The sequence below is a fragment of the Flavobacterium xinjiangense genome (assembly GCF_900142885.1).
Lineage (GTDB): Bacteria > Bacteroidota > Bacteroidia > Flavobacteriales > Flavobacteriaceae > Flavobacterium > Flavobacterium xinjiangense.
The window spans coordinates 466,751-484,466 of record NZ_FRCL01000001.1; the positions used below are offsets into that span (position 1 = coordinate 466,751).

Sequence of the window (17,716 nt, forward strand, 5' to 3'; positions counted from 1 at the left end):
GTCGTTTAAGACAGCCGTTCTTGTTTATTTAACGATTTGATTATTTAAAATCTGCATCTGTAACTCCTTCGTTGATTTTTACATCCGATATTTTGATATCCAATTCAAAGCCGACATTCTGGATAATATTAAAAGGAACTTTCACTCCTTTAACGTCTCTGTAATCACTAAAGTTAGTTACTTGAGTAATAGACTTACCTCCTTGATCCATTGTTTTTGAGTTTGCAAGTTTTAAACCTGTAGTCATATCATAATAAAGTGTAGTTTTACCGTCTTTAATGACATAAGTATCTTTACCGCTAATAGTTTCAATACCGGTAAGTGTTACACCATCTTTTTTATCCAATAGTAATTCCTCGAATAGCACTGCGCTATTTTTCATTTCGGCCAGCTCAGCTCCTGTGAAGTCTTTTCGTTGTCCTTGTTGCAGCACATAAGCGGTAGTTTCATTAACTACTTGTTTCATAAGGCTCATCGTTCCCATTGCTAATTCTACATTTAATTTACCTTTCACATCAGCTTTTGAAGTAAAAGTTAAAGGTGATGGCGCTTGAGGAATTACTGTTGAACCCACCATAGCGATTGTTTTTACCGCTTTTACGGCTTTTTCTCCACCTATGGCAACAATGTACTTGTCTAAGACGCTCTTGATGGTTACTCCTGCCGGCATATCTTTTTTGAATACTGGTTTTTCAATTGAAGTTCCGTATTTATCAAAATAAAACATCGGAATTTTCAGTTTCTCCAATGCAGGAGCAACTTCAGATCCTTTACCTACAACTATTATTCTGATGTTATCAGCTAAGAAAAAGCGATTAGCTACGCTTTTAATGTCTTCTACCGTTACTGCATTTATATTTTTAATGTAGTTTTCGTAAAAATCAGCAGGTAGATTTTGTGTTTCAGTATTTAACGCATAGCGCGCTACTGTAGATGGTTTTTGAACTTGCATTACAAAGGTACCAATGTATTTTGCTTTAGCATTTTTCAAATCGTTAGCAGAAACTAATTCTGTTCTAATTTTTTTTAATTCGTTTAAAATTTCAACTACTGAACTATCCGTTACAGCATTTCTTACTGATGTTGAAGAACGAAATTTTTCTACGTATTTACCGAATCCTACGTCCGAAAAAGCTCCGTATGTCCAACCGTGTTTTTCGCGTAAATTTAAAAATAACCTTCCTTCTCCACCACCACCAAGAATCTGATTGGCTAAAATTGTAGCAAAATATTGTTTGTCGGTAATTTTTAAATTGATTGTATTCACAACTGAGATTTCAGACTGAACTGCATTTGGCATATCTACGAAATCAATCTGAGTTTGTTGCACGTTTTTAGGATCAGGATATGTGATCTTAGGAGCACTTGCTTTGGTCCAAGAGCTAAAAAGTTTTTCAACCATTTTTTTTACTTCTTTCGTGTTGACATCTCCTACAACAACCAAGTAAGCATTTCCTGGAACGAAATTAGTTTTGTAGTTTGCAACAACATCCTTTAAAGTAACTTTGTTAATGCTTTCCGCACTTAAAAACTCACCTGAAGGATGATTTACTCCAAATGCCAAAACATCTTCCACTCGTCCAGCAACGGCAGCGACGCTTTTTTCTTGTGTTTTTATTCCTTCTAAAAGCTTTGCTTTTATTTTATCAAATTCTTCTTGCGTAAATACGGTGTTCAATGCGCCATCAGCCATTAATTCTAATATTCTTCCAGAATATTTAGACAATCCGCTGGCAGACGCGCCTTTTGCATTAAAATTTATATTTGCGCCTAAAAAATCAACTTCTTCATTAAAGGCATCTTTTGATGTTTTCGTCGTTCCGCTTCCGATAAGTTGACTTGTAATATCTGCTACTCCTTTTTTGTCTCCTTCCGCATAAGGCATGTTGTCTAAACTAAGGCTATAGGAAACTCGTGGCAGTTTATGATTTTCCACTACCATTACTTTCAGTCCATTCTTAAGCTCAAAATTATTGGACTTACCAATTTTAATTGTCGGAGGGGCTGTGGGTTTTGGTTGCGGGATTACTTGTGCTTGCAAAACTAAAGTCAAAAATAGACTTGACAGTATATATATTGTTTTTTTCATGATGGTTCTGTATTATTTTTTGGCTTTGTCTGATGATGGAACATAATCTAATACCAATCGTTGGTTAGTGTTTAGATATTTTTTTGCAACAGTTCTAATCTCTTCCGGAGTAATGCTTCGATACATCTCAATTTCTGTATTAATTAAGTTTACGTCTTTGTAAAGCATATAGAAGGTGGCCAGATTATCTGCTACTCCGTCAATAGAGGCATTGCTGTTTACGTATTGATTCTCATACTTGTTCTGAAGCTTTTGTAACTCCTTGTCAGAAATTAATTCGGTCTGTAGTTTTACGATTTCAGAATCAATTTCGGTCAGGATATTCTCAGATGTGCTTGGCGCTTGAGGCAAACCATACAGAATATACGTTCCGTAATCTTCCTGACTATAGCTAAATGCTCCAATTTGCAAGGCCATTTTTTTGTCGTCAACTATTTTTTTGTATAATCTAGAGCTTTTACCGTCACTCAAGATTGTTGAAATAAAATCCAAAACTCTGGCATCACGAGTTTTCATCGATGGAGTTCTGTAAGCAGCCACTACCATTGGGATTTGAATGTTTCCATCCTCAAATTTTGCTTTGATGGTTTGGGTAATAGGTTCCTCTACAAAAGTCTCTCTTTCAATAGGAGTTCCCTTTTTTATGGCGCCAAAGTATTTTTGTACCCATTCTTTAGTCTGATCGGATTTAAAGTCTCCCGCTACTACAAGTACTGCGTTGTTCGGAATGTAAAATTTCTTATTGAAGTCTTGAAATTCCTCCAGTTTTGCGGCATCTAAATGATCCATTGAACCAATAGTAGTCCAACGGTAAGGATGTTTTGTGAACATTTTTTTCTTTACCTCCGGAATCATTTGCCCATATGGACTGTTGTCATAACGCAATCTTTTTTCCTCTTTGACAACCTCATTTTGAGTGTCAACACCAATTTTGTTAATTACAGGATGCCGCATTCTTTCGGATTCCATCCATAATCCTAATTCAAGATTGTTAGAAGGGAATATTTCGTAGTAGTACGTGCGGTCTTCAGTGGTATTAGCGTTATTTGTCCCTCCATTTCCGGTGACAATTTTAAACCATTCTCCACGCTTGATATTCTCAGTACCTTCAAATAATAAATGTTCGAAAAAGTGAGCAAAACCTGTTCTTTTTGAATTTTCATCTTTTGCGCCTACATGATACATTACGGATGTGATTACAACTGGAGCCGAAGGGTCGTTTTGTAAAATAACATGTAAACCATTGTCTAGATTGTATTCTTCGAAAGCTACTTTTTGTGCAGAAACGGCTCCGCCAAGCAAAAGTGTGGCACTTAACGCCATTATTGATTTTTTCATAAATGTTAGTCGGTTGATTTGCTTATAGGTCGTGTTTTAGACTGTATTGTTACACTAAAAAGAACTATTTATATAAGATTTTACGTCTTTTTCTGGTAGTAGATAAATGAAATAAGTAGTGCGTCTATATTACTTGCAAAAACAATAAAAAAAGGCTCACCATCAGTTAATTTGATAGAAAGCCTTTTTAACAATAAGTCTTAACTAGCGGTTTTTATTCTAGCACAGGTTTTTCTATTGGATTGCCATAAATATCAAAATAAAACATGGGAATCTTCAATTTTTCCAGTCCGGGAATCACTTCCGATCCATTACCGGCAATTATGATTCTGGTATTGTCTAAAAGGAAATATTTATTCGCCGCTCGCATTACATCGTCAGGAGTTACGGCATTTATGGTTTTAATGTAATTTTCATAAAAATCAGCGGGAAGTTCTTCTGTCTCTATGTTTAATGCATAACGGGCAATTGATTGTGGTTTTTGCACTTGCATTACAAATCGGCCAATATAACCGGCTTTGACATTGTTGAGCAAATCGACTGATACTTTTTCGGTTCTGATTTTTTTAATTTCTTTAATAAATTCCACCACGGCACTATCTGTTGCGGTACTTCGTATTGCCGATGTCGATTTTAATTTTGCAACGTATTTTCCTGAGCCAATGATTGAATTTGCACCATAAGTCCAGCCCTGTTTTTCTCTTAAATTCATGTTCAGATAACTGCTGTAATCTCCGCCAAGTATATAAGTGGCAATGACCGCCGGAAAGAAATCTTTGTCGCTCATTTTTAAATTCAAGGTGTTTACCAATGAAATTTCCGATTGAACTGCGTTCGGTACGTCCACAAAATTTATTTGGGTGAAATCAACATTTTGGGGAGCGGGATACGAAAGTTTTGGCGTATTCCTTTTTTTCCATGAACCAAACAGGTTTTCAACAATTGGCTTTACTTCGTTATATTTAACATCTCCAATAATTACCAAATAAGCGTTTTCTGGCACAAAATAGGTTTCATAATTGTTTTTAATATCCGCAAGAGTTACATTTTTTAATGTTTCTTCCGACATATATTCCCCGGAAGGGTGGTTTTTTCCAAAAGCAAGCGCTTCAACCACTCGGTGAGCAATTGCAGGAACGCTTTTCTCCTCGGCTTTAAGGCCTTCGAATAGTTTAGCTTTTTCTTTTTCGAATTCTTCTTGCGTGAAATTGGGATGTAAAGCTCCATGTGACAATAGTTCCAAAATTCTTCCGGAATATTTAGAAAGTGAACTGGCATAAGCGCCTTTAGAACCAAAATTTATATTAGCACCTAGGAAATCAATTTCTTCATTGAAGGCGTCTTTAGCAATTTTTATACTGCCATTTCCTATCATATTATTGCATAATTCATCAACTCCTTTTATAGTTCCTTCAAAAAAAGGTTCGTTGTCCAGAGCAAGGTTAAAAGTAACTCGAGGCAATTTATGATTTTCAACAATCATTACTTTCAAGCCATTGTCTAAAACAAAGGTTTGCGGTTTTTTTATATTTACCATTGGAGAAGCTCCAGGTTTGGGTTGTGGACGGGCTTGTGCGTGCATAATTCCTGTTATGAACAAAATGAATAATAGAATACTAGTTTTTGATAATCGAGAAAGTCTTAATTTGGAGAAGTAACAGCAGAAGGAACATAATCCAAAATAAGTCTTTGATTTGGATTTAAATATTTCTTGGCCACATCCCTAATTTCTTCTTGTGTTATGGAATGCAATAGCTCAATCTCTGTATTTATTAAATTGATATCTCCATAAAGCAAATAATAGGTTGCTAGATTTTCGGCAATTCCTTCCAGAGTGGCATTCTTGTTTACAAAACGATTGTCAAACGTATTTTGCAATTTCTGGAAATCTTTCTCCGAAATCAATTCGGTTTGGATTTTCACAATTTCTTCGTCAATTTCTTTTATTACATCTTCAGAAGTGTGCATTCCCATTGGCAAACCATACAAAATATACATTCCGTAATCTTCCTGACTAAAACCAACGGCATCAATTTGCAACGCCATTTTTTTCTCATCAACGATTTTCTTGTATAATTTAGAGCTTTTTCCGTCACTTAAATAAGACGAAATCAAATCCAAGACTCTAGAATCTCTCGTTTTCATTGAAGGAGTTCTATAAGTAGCCACAACCATTGGAATCTGAATATTCAAATCCTCGTATTTCGCTTTTATAGTTTGCGTAATAGGTTCTTCAACAAAAGTCTGCTTTTTTATGTCTTTACCTCTTTGGATTGATCCAAAATATTTTTGTATCCATTCCTTTGCTTTGCCATTTTCGAAATCTCCCGCAACAACCAGTACGGCATTATTAGGAATATAAAACTTTTTATTAAAAGCCTGAAATTCTTCTAAAGTTGCGGCGTCTAAATGTTCCATTGAGCCAATTGTCGTCCAACGATACGGATGGTTCTTAAACATGTTTTCTTTTACAGCTCCAATAATATTTCCATACGGCTGATTATCATAACGACTTCTTTTCTCCTCTTTTATCACTCCGTTTTGAGTATCAATACCAATTTGATTGATTACCGGATGCATCAATCTTTCGGATTCCATCCACAGCGCCAGTTCTAAATTATTCGATGGAAATACTTCATAATAATAGGTACGATCATCTGAGGTGTTGGCGTTATTTACTCCGCCATTGGAAGTGACGATTTTAAACCACTCGCCTCTTTTTATATTTTCTGTTCCTTCGAATAATAAATGTTCGAAAAAATGAGCAAATCCGGTTCTATTTGGTGTTTCATCCTTAGAACCCACGTGATACATAACAGAAGTGACAACAACTGGTGTCGATGGATCGTTATGCAATATGACGTGCAAACCATTATCTAAATCATATTCTACGAAAGCTATTTTTTGAGCCGAAGCTATTCCTCCAAGCATAAGTGAATTACTTAACATTATTACTAATTTATCCATACGGATTATTACATTTTTATTTGCAATAGACAACAAAAAATATTTTACTTCAAAAATACCTTTTTTTAATGATGATTGCCTAGTGATTGCAACTTTCAATTAATATTAACAAAATTTGATGAAAAATCTGTTGATTTAGAGCTGATAAAGCGTTGAAAAACAAACAACAGAATGATTAACTATTTTTTTTCAGAAGGGATTGCGGGATAAATATTTAATTGTATATTTGCAACCTTAAAAATTATTAAAACAATTCAGTATGTATGCAATCGTAGAGATAGCAGGGCAACAGTTCAAAGTAAGCAAAGACTTAAAGGTTTATGTTAACCGTTTGACTAATGAAGAAGGTTCAAAAGTTTCTTTTGACAAAGTTCTTTTATTAGATGATAACGGAGCAATCACTTTAGGCGCCCCAGCTATAGAAGGTGCTTCAGTAGAAGCCAAAGTGTTACAACACTTAAAAGGAGATAAAGTTATCGTTTTCAAAAAGAAAAGAAGAAAAGGATACAAAAAGAGAAACGGTCACAGACAGTATCTTACTCAAATTGTAATTGAAGGTATTTCTGCAACAGGTACAAAAAAAGCAGCTCCAAAAGCTGAAAAAGTAGCTGAAGCAAAAGCTCCAAAAGCAGCAAAAAAAGCTGATGATTTGAAATTAATTGAAGGAGTTGGTCCTAAAGCAGCAGAAGCGTTAGTTGAAGCTGGTATTACTACATTCTCTAAATTAGCAAAAACAAGTGCTGATGCAGTAAAAGCAATTTTAGAAGCATCAGAATCTAAATTATCTCATTTAGATCCAACTACTTGGGCTCAACAAGCACAATTAGCTGCAGATGGTAAAATGGATGAATTAAAAAAATTACAAGATGAATTAAACGGTGGTAAAGCTGTTTAATTAATTTATTAACAAATATAAAACTAATACGTCATGGCTCACAAGAAAGGTGTCGGTAGTTCTAAGAATGGTAGAGAATCAGAATCAAAACGTTTAGGTGTTAAGATTTTTGGTGGTCAAGCTGCTATTGCTGGGAACATCATCGTAAGACAAAGAGGTTCAAAACATAATCCAGGTGAAAACGTTTACATCAGTAAAGATCACACACTACACGCAAGAGTAGATGGAGTTGTTTTCTTCCAAAAGAAAAGAGATAACAAATCTTATGTTTCTATACTTCCATTTGAAGTTGAAGCATAATTGATTTTCTCAATTATTAAAAAACCCGTTTCGAAAGAAACGGGTTTTTTTGTTTCCTCTCCTATCCCGAAGTCTCGAGATTCTAGGAAGGAAAGAGAGACGACATTGATGATTTTTATTTTTAGATTAAAAAAAGTTCCCAGCCTTTAAAAGGCTAGGGCTATTGGTAAAATTGATATTATTCCTTTATAGTTAAGTTCATGGATATAGGTATTATTTGTTTTAATTTTTCTCTACTAACTATTATATTTTCATAACTTTTTTGAATTGATTCTATAATTATACCATTTGGCATTTTTCTATTCAGTTTCCAAACCTCAAACGCTGTTGAAAATTCCAATAAAGGTTGATGATTTAAATTTGTGTCTAAAATATACATTAAAGTGCCGATTTTTTTCTTTTTTGCTCTGTTTAAATCATTACTTAGAAAAGAGAGCCGCTTGCAAATTTTGCCATTAACAATCGTATCATTAATATCTGAAAAATGATAATTATCAAGTTGATAGATGAATGGGTAGCTATAATCTTTAACGTCACTTTGATTAATATAAATAACTCTATCGTTGAAAATTTTATTGCTAAATTTCTTTAATAAATAAACCCCATTCCTATCAATAAATTCAATTTTTGAATTTGTAGTATCTATAGAAGTTCTTTTGGCAAAATAAGTATTGTTTTTTGAATTAACATAGAAAGTCTTAATACAGTTTTTTGTCGAATCTGAATAATTTATGTATTCATACTCCATTTTAAAGTCAAAGAAATAAGTTTTCTGAGAATAAGAAATTGTAGAAATAAGTAGAGTAAACATCCAAAGATTCTTCATAAAATGTATTAAAGTATTTATATATGCTTAGCTAATATACTAAATTATACTCTACATTTTTTACATAAAGTCAGTCATTTTTAATCAGATTAACCTATCATTTTCCGCGTGAGGGATAGCAGTGAAAATCCTTTTATGTAGCGCAGCGAAATAAAAGATTGCAACGAATAGCCCGATCCGTAGTTTTTACGAAGGGTCAAGCCAAAAAAAACTTGCCATTTCTACCAGGGTTATAAAAATCTAATTTCAGACTAGCATCTGTAATATAGTTACATCCTCTAATTAGACGGATTAAATGAAAATCCCACGCTAAAAAACAATCTCACTTTGTCAATATTATTTATCCATGAAGTATCAAAATGAATAGGTCCTAAAATCGATTGATAGGAAATTGCCGCTCCTCCTGACATCAATAAACTGGTTTCTTTATTGTCATCCCAATTTCCCTTTGTATTAGAAACGTCAGCTATGAATTCGTTAAAGTTGCCATAGCCAACGGATGCCATATTGAAATGTGGCGTCAGGTAAAATTTACCCAAGGGATTCAATTGTACGCCAAGTTTAATAGACATAAATTGAGTCACACTCAGCTCATCCTCATGAAGGCCTGGGAAAACAAAACGATTACTGCCGGAACTTGGAATAAAACCTCCCAAGAGATATTTTGCGGCATAGCCATAATTAGAAAAAGAGCCTTCATTGTCTTTTAGCTTGTCTTGAAAAATAAAATTAGCATCAAATCCTATTATGCCAGTAATCTTCTTTTTTAATTGTACTCTTTTTTCAAATGCGAATCCTACTTTAGTGAAGCCATTTGTTGACCCCGAAAAATCGGTTGAATCCGCTTCCGTAAAAGCTATATTAATGCCATTGTGAAGCGATCGATTTATATTTGCTTTTAAAATTGTTCCATTTGTCGCAAAAAAAACTTTATCCATCCCGTTGCGTAAATAATGTGCATTTACTTCTAAATTGGCAAAATTATAGTTGCTAAGAGATAGTACATTATCATTTATATCGGGATCATTTTTAGGTTTCACCACGGTGTAACTATAGTTTAATCCAAATCCAAGATAACTGTTCAGTGAATTCAAATTTCGGTTTACTTCATTATTGAATTCGACCGCTTTATACAGCATATTATCTACTGATTTTCCATCAACAAAGATTTCCTGTTGTAGAAATGCACCATAGAGTTCCGTTCCCCACCACCAGTCTTTCTTTTTTCCAAAATTTTTCTGAAAATCAATTCTTATTTTTGGTTGTTCTGCGATATCTGCAGTAAAAATAAGACGGGAAGATTCGGCCAGAATGTTTCTGGCATTATAATTAAGAATTAGTCCGACTCCCCTATAAGTGTCGTAATGAAGAGATGCATTAACTTGGTTTTTAGAAAATTCTAAACCGTTTATCAGCAATCCTAATTTATCTTCGTCGTGAACGAAATAACTATAGGTAATTTGGTTAAAAAGATTTGTGCCCATGGCGCCATTTATAAATGCTGTTAAATCTTTAGTATTATACTTTGTATGTGTTTTGATATTTGTTCTAGCAATAACCAGCGGAAGATTTTCCTTACTGATATTTTTATAAACGATGGTATCGATGACAAATTCGCTGGAAACCTTTGGCAATTCATGGGTTCGTTGTTTGAATCCTTTTAATTTTTCTGCTAATGCTACTAATGCGCCTAGATTAAGATTGGTTGCAATTCTACCATCTTTGTAGATTTCGTTGCTTTTTGCAAAATCAGATGTAGAAAATCTCAAGTTAGGTAAGTGATCTATTAAGATGTCACATAGTTTACGATTTTCCGGATCTTTGATGTTACTGGGAAACATGCTAGTTTGCATCAATACTGACACAAAGTTGTCTAATTTATCTATAGGTTCCATTCCCCCACCTACGTCACTGCCAATTATAATGTCTGCACCCATTTTTTTAGCAATATCGGTTGGAAAATTATCCATTACGCCTCCATCAACCAGCAGCGTTTTTTCGTACGGCATGGTTTTAAAAACCGCGGGTAATGACATACTCGCTCGCATAGCAAAAGCTAAATTTCCTTTGCTGAGAATTACTTCCTTACCATTTACAACATCTGTAGCCATTGCTCTAAATGGAATGGCTAGCTTATCAAAGTCTTTTACATTATAAACAGGAAAAGTCAGCTCTGTAAGAAATTCTCTTAAATATTGATCATTTAATAAAGAACTTACGCTTGTCGGTTTACCGTCCTTAATTCCTATTCCAACCAAATATCTCTCAAACTCACTTTTTTCTTCCACACTCACACTTTTCAAAGACATATTTCGTCCTAGGAGTTTGTCCCAATCGATGTTTTTGGCTATTTTTTGAATACTGTCACCGGAATATCCCATTGCATACATTCCTCCAATAACACTTCCCATACTGTTTCCCACGATAAGATCAGGAACAATATGCAAGGAGTCTAAAGCTTGTAAAAGTGGGATATGTGCTATTCCTTTGGCACCACCACCACTTAACACCAAAACCACTTTAGGTTTTCTTTCCTGGGCGGAAACAATTTGAGTAAACGTTAGTGAAATTAATAAGACGAATAAATAAAGTATTTTTTCCAAAAGTAGTAGAATTTATTATTTAGAAATAGGAGCAGTATTTTGCTTCTTCAAAAATATTAAGTGATATGCAAACATAGTATATTTTTTTACAGTTCTTGTGTTTGATCAAGGCGCATTTCTTAATAATTTTTTTTATATATCATTGTCTTTCAGATTGAAAAACAAAAAAACCCTCGCTCCCGAAACTTCGGGACTGCAAGGGTTCTAAATAATTCAATAATCTAAAAATCTAATTTTAGACTAGTATCTGTAATATTCTGGTTTGAATGGACCTTCAACAGGAACACCAATATAATCAGCTTGATCAACACGTAAAGTCTCTAATTCAACCCCTAATTTAGCTAAGTGTAACATTGCTACTTTCTCATCTAAATGTTTAGGTAACATATATACGTCATTGTTATATGCCGCGCTGTTTTTCCACAATTCGATTTGTGCCAATGTTTGATTCGTAAATGAGTTACTCATTACAAAACTTGGATGACCTGTAGCACAACCAAGGTTTACCAAACGACCTTCAGCCAAGATAAGAATATCTTTTCCAGCAATAGTATATTTGTCAACTTGTGGTTTGATTTCAATTTTTGATCCACCGTGGTTTGTATTCAACCAAGCCATATCAATTTCGTTATCAAAATGTCCGATGTTACAAACGATAGTTTTGTCTTTCATTTTTTCGAAATGAGAACCCAAAACAATATCTTTATTTCCGGTAGTAGTAATGATAATATCAGCAGTTTCAATAACTGTATCTAATTTCTTTACTTCAAAACCGTCCATTGCAGCCTGTAAAGCACAAATTGGGTCAATTTCAGTAACAGTAACTATAGAACCAGCACCTCTAAAAGAAGCAGCCGTTCCTTTACCTACGTCACCGTAACCACAAACGATTACTCTTTTTGCAGCAAGCATAATATCAGTTGCACGACGAACTGCATCAACTGCAGATTCCTTACATCCGTATTTGTTATCAAATTTCGATTTAGTAACAGAGTCATTTACGTTGATAGCAGGCATTGGTAACGTTCCAGCTTTTACTCTTTCGTATAATCTGTGAACTCCTGTAGTAGTTTCTTCAGATAGTCCTTTAATTCCAGAAACTAACTCCGGGAAACGGTCAATAACCATATTGGTTAAATCTCCACCGTCATCAAGAATCATGTTCAATGGTTTTCTGTCTTCACCAAAGAATAATGTTTGCTCAATACACCAGTCAAAATCTTCTTCGTTCAGACCTTTCCAAGCATAAACTTGAATTCCTGCAGCAGCAATAGCAGCAGCAGCTTGATCTTGAGTAGAGAAAATGTTACAAGAACTCCAAGTCACTTCAGCACCAAGAGCGATTAAAGTTTCAATCAAAACCGCAGTTTGGATTGTCATGTGCAAACATCCAGCAATACGAGCACCAGCAAGTGGTTGTTCGTTTTTATATTCAGCACGAAGCGCCATTAAACCTGGCATTTCAGCTTCTGCTAGTTCAATTTCTTTTCTTCCCCAAGCTGCTAGAGAAATGTCTTTTACTTTGAAAGCCACAAAAGGCATAGTTGTAGTACTCATTTATAGTATATTTGTAAGTGTAAAAATTTTTGCAAATTTACGTAATAACTTTAGAATTTTACTGTTTTCTACAAGATTTATGAATTGTTTAATTCGCTAATCTTTTGAACATTAACTAAATAATTTCTTTAAACTGAACTAGTTTCAGTTTTTGGAGCTATTTCCCGTTATTCGCTGTATCTTTTTACACGCAAAAAAGCGTGAAAAAAGGATGCCGCTGCTACCGGGGCTAAAAAAACGAAACTATAATACGATGCCACTTTTCAAAACCATACAAATAAATTCCACTACCCAAATTCTTGTTTGGAAAGTAACCGAATCCTATGCGGAATTATTGGAACAAGTGGTCTTGAACGATAGCAATCGCATTCGCCTCGACGGAATGAAATCCGAAATGCATCAACGCGCTTTTCTCAGTGTTCGCAAATTATTACAGGAAACAGGTCACACGGATTTAGATTTGTATTACGACGAATTCGGCAAGCCACATCTTCATGGAGAAAAACATATTTCGATAACGCATTCCCATAATTTTTCGGCAATTATTATAAGTGATGAAACCGTAGGAATTGACATCGAGTTGCAACGAGATAAAATCACCCGAATCGCCGATAAATTCTGTGACTCAGAATTACAATTCTTGGAATCCCAAAGTGACGAATATGTCAGGAAATTAACCGTAATCTGGGGCGCTAAGGAAGCCATTTTTAAAATCCGAAATGAAAAAGGGATTAGTTTTAAAGACCATATAAATGTTTATGAATTTGATTTAAACGTCAAGCAAAATAAAGCTACTCTTCATTTTAACAAATTAATTAAAGATTTCAATATTCATTTTGAAGAAATAGAGGATTTTACGTTGGTTTACGCTTTCGAAAATTAAAAAAAACACCCAAATTTGCGAACTAGCAGTAAAAACTATGACTAATATTTACAACGATATTTTAAAATTTAAAAGCGAAAGCAAAAAATTGCTTGCTATTCTTCTGGATCCTGACAAAGTAGTTTTAGAAAATCTGGTTGTTTTAATTTCTAAAATCAATCAGTCTTCAGCAACTCATATTTTCATTGGCGGCAGCCAGGTCAAAACTAACATTCTTGATGAGTTAATTACAATAATTAAACAAAATAGCAACTTACCCATCGTTCTATTTCCTGGAAACCCATCGCAGATTTCAGATAAAGCCGATGCCATTTTATTTTTGTCTTTGATTTCTGGTCGCAATTCTGACTTTTTAATTGAACATCAGGTAAAAGCCGCACCTCGTTTAAAAGAGATCCAACTCGAAATTATTTCTACAGGTTATATTTTGGTTGATAGCGGAAGTGAAACTGCTGTAGAACGCATTAGTAAAACAAAACCTTTAGAAAGAAATAATCTAGATTTAGCATTGGCAACAGCGCAAGCTGGTGAAATGTTAGGCAATAAATTAATATATCTGGAAGCAGGAAGCGGAGCAAAACGAGCTGTGCCTCTAGAAATGATACAAATAGTATCAAAAAACACCGAAATTCCTCTGATTGTTGGCGGCGGAATCATAGATTTGCACGGAATTAAACAAGCCTATGATTCAGGCGCTGATATAGTGGTGATTGGGACTGCGTTTGAAAACGATATTAATTTTTTTGATATCGCATTGTCTTCAGCGGTATATTCAAAAGACTAAATTTTAAAATAGAAATGATAGATTTTTTTTTAAATGCCTACAGAGAGGCTACCACAACTCAAATTCTATTAGAATTCATCGCTTTCGTATTTGGAATTCTAAGCGTTTGGTACGCACGAAAAGAAAATATTTTAGTTTACCCCACGGGACTTATCGCAACAATTATTACGGTCTACTTACTATTTCTTGCAGGCTACATCGGAGATATGTTAATCAACGGCTATTTTTCAATTATGAGTATTTATGGATGGTACAAATGGACCGGAAAAACAAAAGACAATGATAACTTACCAATAACAAGAACGAATATAAGTGAAAAAATAATTGGAATTCTATTGTTTTTTATCACAATTTTTGTAGTTTTCGGGATATATAATCTATTTGACTATACAATTCATAATGATAATTATATTGATATTATTTCCTCAGGAATATTTTTCACGGGAATGTGGTATATGGCCAACAAAAAAATTGAAAATTGGACTCTTTGGATTATTGGAGATCTAATTGTTACACCTTTATATGCTTATCGCGGACTTGGGATCTTAGCTTTGCAATATTTAATTTTTACAATTTTAGCTATTTTAGCGTATTTAGAATGGAGAAAAATCTTAAACAGCAAAAAACTGCAATCTTAAAAATTGCGCTCTTCGGACCTGAAAGTACCGGCAAAACAACATTAGCAAAACAACTAGCCGAACATTACAAAACGGTTTGGGTAGCTGAGTTTGCACGTGACTACCTGCAGCAAAAATGGGATAATGAAAAACGAATTTGCGAAAGTAATGATATGCTACCCATTGCATACGGCCAAACTGATTTAGAAAATGAAGGAGCAACCGTTGCCAATAAATATCTTTTTTGCGACACTAATCTACTGGTAACCAAAGTTTTTTCAGAAGTTTATTACAATTATTGTGACCCTTTATTAAACAAAGCAGCACTAGAACACGAATATGATTTGTTTTTTCTCACAGACATTGATGTTCCTTGGGAAAAAGATGACTTAAGAGATAAAGCCGATGGTAGAGAATCTGTTTTTGCCGTTTTTAAACAGACGTTGATCGATAATAAAAAACCATTTATTCCGCTATCTGGAGACAAAGATTCACGGTTGCAAAAAGCAATTACAATTATTGATGATTTGACAATCATAAAAGACATGGAACTTTCCTCTCTTGATTTTATCCAAATATATGAACATGGAATTCCAATTGAAAATATTCAAAAACAATTGCAAGTTTTCAAAAAGGGCATCCCAAAAACCGTCTTAGTTGAACCTGCAACTTTATCAAACGGAATTTTAAAACTTTCCGAAAATGAATTTAAACAAAAAGCCGCTTTTTTTGACCTCCATAAATCTAATTTAAATCTACTGAAATTCGTGCCGGCATCTGGTGCCGCAAGCAGAATGTTTAAATTTTTAAGCACTTTTTTGAATGAGTTTGATTTCGAAAACGAAAGTATCAATGCTTATGTAAACAGAAAAAAAGATGCAGAGCTGTCTATTTTTATTATCGGCATGGAAAAATTTCCTTTTTTCAAAGAAATAGATAAAAAATTAAAAGAAGCATTTACAGATTTTGATTCTCTAGAAAGAGATCATAAGAATTATTACTTTATAAAGTTATTATTATCTTCTGATTATTTTGATTTCACCAATAAACCAAAAGGAATTTTACCATTCCACAAATACTCGACAGGGATAGCGACACCTATTGAAGAGCATTTGTATGAGTGCGGCTATTATAGCAGCTCCAACGGAAACTCTCTTTTACATTTTACGGTATCCGAAACGCATCAAGATCAATTTGAAAACATAATAAATCTTACGAAAAGTACAGTAGAAAAAGAATCAAAAACAGCAATAAACATAAGTTTTTCTTGCCAAAACAAAAGCACTGACACTCTCGCTGTTGACACAACGAATAATCCATTCAGAACTGAAACAGGTGAATTACTATTTAGACCAGGCGGTCATGGTGCTTTGATTGAAAACCTAAATGCATTAAATGCAGATATTATTTTTATAAAAAACATCGATAATGTCATTCAAAATAATAATGAAAAAATAGCATTATATAAAAAAGCTCTGGCAGGAACGTTGATTGAACTTCAGCAACAAATTTTTAGTTATTTGACTCTTATTGACCTAAAAAAGGTTGGAATCATAGAAATTGAAGAAATTTTAAAATTCCTCAAAGAAAAATTAAAAGTAGAAATAGCAAATGAAGCGGATGCTTTAAGTTTAGAAAATAAAATCAGCATAATCGAAGACAAATTAAACAGACCAATTCGGGTATGCGGGATGGTTAAAAATGAGGGCGAACCTGGAGGAGGTCCGTTTTGGGTCAGAGATGAAAATGACACGGTTTCATTACAAATAGTAGAATCGTCGCAAGTTGACTTAAACAATGAAAGTCAAGTGACTATTTTAGCAAATGCCACTCATTTTAATCCTGTTGACTTAGTTTGCGGAATTAAAAATTATAAAAACGAAAAATTTGATTTAACTAAATTTGTAGACCACAATAGTGGTTTCATTGTTGAGAAAAACACCTCAAATACACAAATCAAAGCATATGAACTACCTGGTCTGTGGAACGGTGCCATGGCAAATTGGCTGACTGTTTTTGTACAGGTTCCTTTAATCACCTTCAATCCTGTAAAAACGGTAAACGATTTATTAAAACCAGCACATCAACCTCAATAATTTCACTGAAACACTCCCGAAGCTTTGGGACAGCATAAATGGATACCGAAAAAATCATATCAGAATTAAGCTTCAAAGCCGTTCGCAGCAGTGGTGCTGGCGGACAAAATGTAAACAAGGTTTCCTCTAAAGTGGTTTTGACCTTTGATTTGAAAAACTCGCAAGCATTGACCCAATGGGAAAAATTGTTGTTGCAAAATAAATTACACTCACGGCTAACAACGGATTTAGTTTTGATTTTGAACTGTGATGAAGATCGAAGTCAATTGAAGAATAAAGAAATTGTAATAAAACGCTTTTTGGAAATCATAAAAAATGGATTACTTGTCCCCAAAGAGAGAAAAGCAACTAAAATCCCTAAGTCAGTTATTAGGAAGCGAATAAAAGATAAAAAAAACGTTTCTGAAGTCAAGAAAAATCGGAGAAAACCAGATTTAAATTAATTTTGTTTTTTTGGGTTCTAATTATTTTTCAAAATCTAAGGGTCAAACAATCTAAAAATCTAAAAATCTTTTCTAAATTTGCACCGTCTCAAAGGGGTGCTCTAAATAACGAGCTGAGATTATACCCAACGAACCTGAACAGGTAATGCTGTTAAGGGAAAAAATGACAAAAAAAATAGCGTGCACACTATCTATTTGTCATAGGAAACAATCATTTTAATTTAACAAAAGAATAATTCCCCCTTTTATTCGTAATCTTTTTACGGATGAATACTATTATTAGTCGCAAAATTGCAATCCCGCAACTTCGGGAGCAAA

At 34.0% G+C, this 17,716-nt stretch carries 14 protein-coding genes; 7 read left to right on the plus strand and 7 right to left on the minus strand.

From position 1 onward, the window contains the following. Positions 1-40: 40 nt before the first annotated feature. The 4 genes from BUC23_RS01995 to BUC23_RS02010 all read right to left on the minus strand — a co-directional run bounded on the left by BUC23_RS01995 (position 41) and on the right by BUC23_RS02010 (position 6,394). Entirely contained in the window at positions 41-2,089 is a 2,049-nt protein-coding gene (locus BUC23_RS01995) for a M16 family metallopeptidase (RefSeq protein ID WP_073204579.1), read from the minus strand. Between the two features lie 12 nt (positions 2,090-2,101). After that, a complete protein-coding gene (locus BUC23_RS02000) occupies positions 2,102-3,427 on the minus strand; it encodes a M16 family metallopeptidase (protein ID WP_073204582.1) in 1,326 nt (441 codons plus the stop codon). Between the two features lie 214 nt (positions 3,428-3,641). Then, positions 3,642-5,009: a M16 family metallopeptidase gene (locus tag BUC23_RS02005; protein WP_073204585.1), complete on the minus strand. Its 1,368-nt coding sequence runs from the start codon at positions 5,007-5,009 to the stop codon at positions 3,642-3,644. Between the two features lie 59 nt (positions 5,010-5,068). Next, positions 5,069-6,394 (minus strand): M16 family metallopeptidase, encoded by a 1,326-nt coding sequence (locus tag BUC23_RS02010; protein ID WP_073204822.1) that lies wholly within the window; start codon positions 6,392-6,394, stop codon positions 5,069-5,071. Positions 6,395-6,653: 259 nt separating this feature from the next. Between BUC23_RS02010 and rplU the strand changes: the two genes are divergently transcribed. Then, positions 6,654-7,289, plus strand: coding sequence for a 50S ribosomal protein L21 (gene rplU / locus BUC23_RS02015; protein WP_073204588.1), 636 nt, complete (start codon positions 6,654-6,656; stop codon positions 7,287-7,289). 33 nt (positions 7,290-7,322) lie between these two features. Then, positions 7,323-7,589: a 50S ribosomal protein L27 gene (rpmA, locus tag BUC23_RS02020; RefSeq protein ID WP_035669638.1), complete on the plus strand. Its 267-nt coding sequence runs from the start codon at positions 7,323-7,325 to the stop codon at positions 7,587-7,589. A 178-nt stretch (positions 7,590-7,767) separates the two neighbouring features. Here the strand turns inward: rpmA and BUC23_RS02025 are convergent, their stop codons facing one another. From BUC23_RS02025 to ahcY, 3 genes are all read right to left on the minus strand, one after another. Then, entirely contained in the window at positions 7,768-8,415 is a 648-nt protein-coding gene (locus BUC23_RS02025; protein WP_139259747.1) for a hypothetical protein, read from the minus strand. 278 nt (positions 8,416-8,693) lie between these two features. After that, positions 8,694-11,018 (minus strand): patatin-like phospholipase family protein, encoded by a 2,325-nt coding sequence (locus BUC23_RS02030; protein ID WP_073204593.1) that lies wholly within the window; start codon positions 11,016-11,018, stop codon positions 8,694-8,696. A 240-nt stretch (positions 11,019-11,258) separates the two neighbouring features. Beyond that, complete coding sequence (ahcY, locus tag BUC23_RS02035; protein WP_073204596.1) at positions 11,259-12,575, minus strand: adenosylhomocysteinase; 1,317 nt, start codon at positions 12,573-12,575, stop codon at positions 11,259-11,261. Positions 12,576-12,828: 253 nt separating this feature from the next. Between ahcY and BUC23_RS02040 the strand changes: the two genes are divergently transcribed. Genes BUC23_RS02040 through arfB form a run of 5 tightly spaced genes read left to right on the plus strand, consistent with a single transcriptional unit; the run spans position 12,829 to position 17,398 of the window. Continuing rightward, entirely contained in the window at positions 12,829-13,458 is a 630-nt protein-coding gene (locus BUC23_RS02040; RefSeq protein WP_073204825.1) for a 4'-phosphopantetheinyl transferase family protein, read from the plus strand. A 37-nt stretch (positions 13,459-13,495) separates the two neighbouring features. After that, on the plus strand, positions 13,496-14,242 hold the full coding sequence (locus BUC23_RS02045; protein WP_073204599.1) for a phosphoglycerol geranylgeranyltransferase: 747 nt from the start codon (positions 13,496-13,498) through the stop codon (positions 14,240-14,242). 14 nt (positions 14,243-14,256) lie between these two features. Beyond that, the gene (pnuC, locus tag BUC23_RS02050) at positions 14,257-14,880 is read left to right on the plus strand and encodes a nicotinamide riboside transporter PnuC (protein WP_073204601.1); all 624 of its coding nucleotides are present in this window, start codon (positions 14,257-14,259) and stop codon (positions 14,878-14,880) included. Beyond that, positions 14,841-16,955: a DUF4301 family protein gene (locus BUC23_RS02055; RefSeq protein ID WP_073204604.1), complete on the plus strand. Its 2,115-nt coding sequence runs from the start codon at positions 14,841-14,843 to the stop codon at positions 16,953-16,955. Before pnuC ends, BUC23_RS02055 begins: the two co-directional genes overlap by 40 nt. A gap of 38 nt (positions 16,956-16,993) precedes the next feature. Next, the gene (gene arfB, locus BUC23_RS02060) at positions 16,994-17,398 is read left to right on the plus strand and encodes an alternative ribosome rescue aminoacyl-tRNA hydrolase ArfB (RefSeq protein ID WP_073204607.1); all 405 of its coding nucleotides are present in this window, start codon (positions 16,994-16,996) and stop codon (positions 17,396-17,398) included. Positions 17,399-17,716 lie beyond the last annotated feature (318 nt).

Coding starts and splice junctions, on each gene's coding strand:
- ahcY (WP_073204596.1), bottom strand. CDS start 12,575: ATGAGTACTACAACTATGCCTTTTGTGGCTTTCAAAGTAAAAGACATT.
- BUC23_RS01995 (WP_073204579.1), bottom strand. CDS start 2,089: ATGAAAAAAACAATATATATACTGTCAAGTCTATTTTTGACTTTAGTT.
- pnuC (WP_073204601.1), top strand. CDS start 14,257: ATGATAGATTTTTTTTTAAATGCCTACAGAGAGGCTACCACAACTCAA.
- arfB (WP_073204607.1), top strand. CDS start 16,994: ATGGATACCGAAAAAATCATATCAGAATTAAGCTTCAAAGCCGTTCGC.
- BUC23_RS02055 (WP_073204604.1), top strand. CDS start 14,841: ATGGAGAAAAATCTTAAACAGCAAAAAACTGCAATCTTAAAAATTGCG.
- BUC23_RS02045 (WP_073204599.1), top strand. CDS start 13,496: ATGACTAATATTTACAACGATATTTTAAAATTTAAAAGCGAAAGCAAA.
- BUC23_RS02040 (WP_073204825.1), top strand. CDS start 12,829: ATGCCACTTTTCAAAACCATACAAATAAATTCCACTACCCAAATTCTT.
- BUC23_RS02005 (WP_073204585.1), bottom strand. CDS start 5,009: ATGCACGCACAAGCCCGTCCACAACCCAAACCTGGAGCTTCTCCAATG.
- BUC23_RS02025 (WP_139259747.1), bottom strand. CDS start 8,415: ATGAAGAATCTTTGGATGTTTACTCTACTTATTTCTACAATTTCTTAT.
- BUC23_RS02000 (WP_073204582.1), bottom strand. CDS start 3,427: ATGAAAAAATCAATAATGGCGTTAAGTGCCACACTTTTGCTTGGCGGA.
- BUC23_RS02010 (WP_073204822.1), bottom strand. CDS start 6,394: ATGGATAAATTAGTAATAATGTTAAGTAATTCACTTATGCTTGGAGGA.
- rpmA (WP_035669638.1), top strand. CDS start 7,323: ATGGCTCACAAGAAAGGTGTCGGTAGTTCTAAGAATGGTAGAGAATCA.
- rplU (WP_073204588.1), top strand. CDS start 6,654: ATGTATGCAATCGTAGAGATAGCAGGGCAACAGTTCAAAGTAAGCAAA.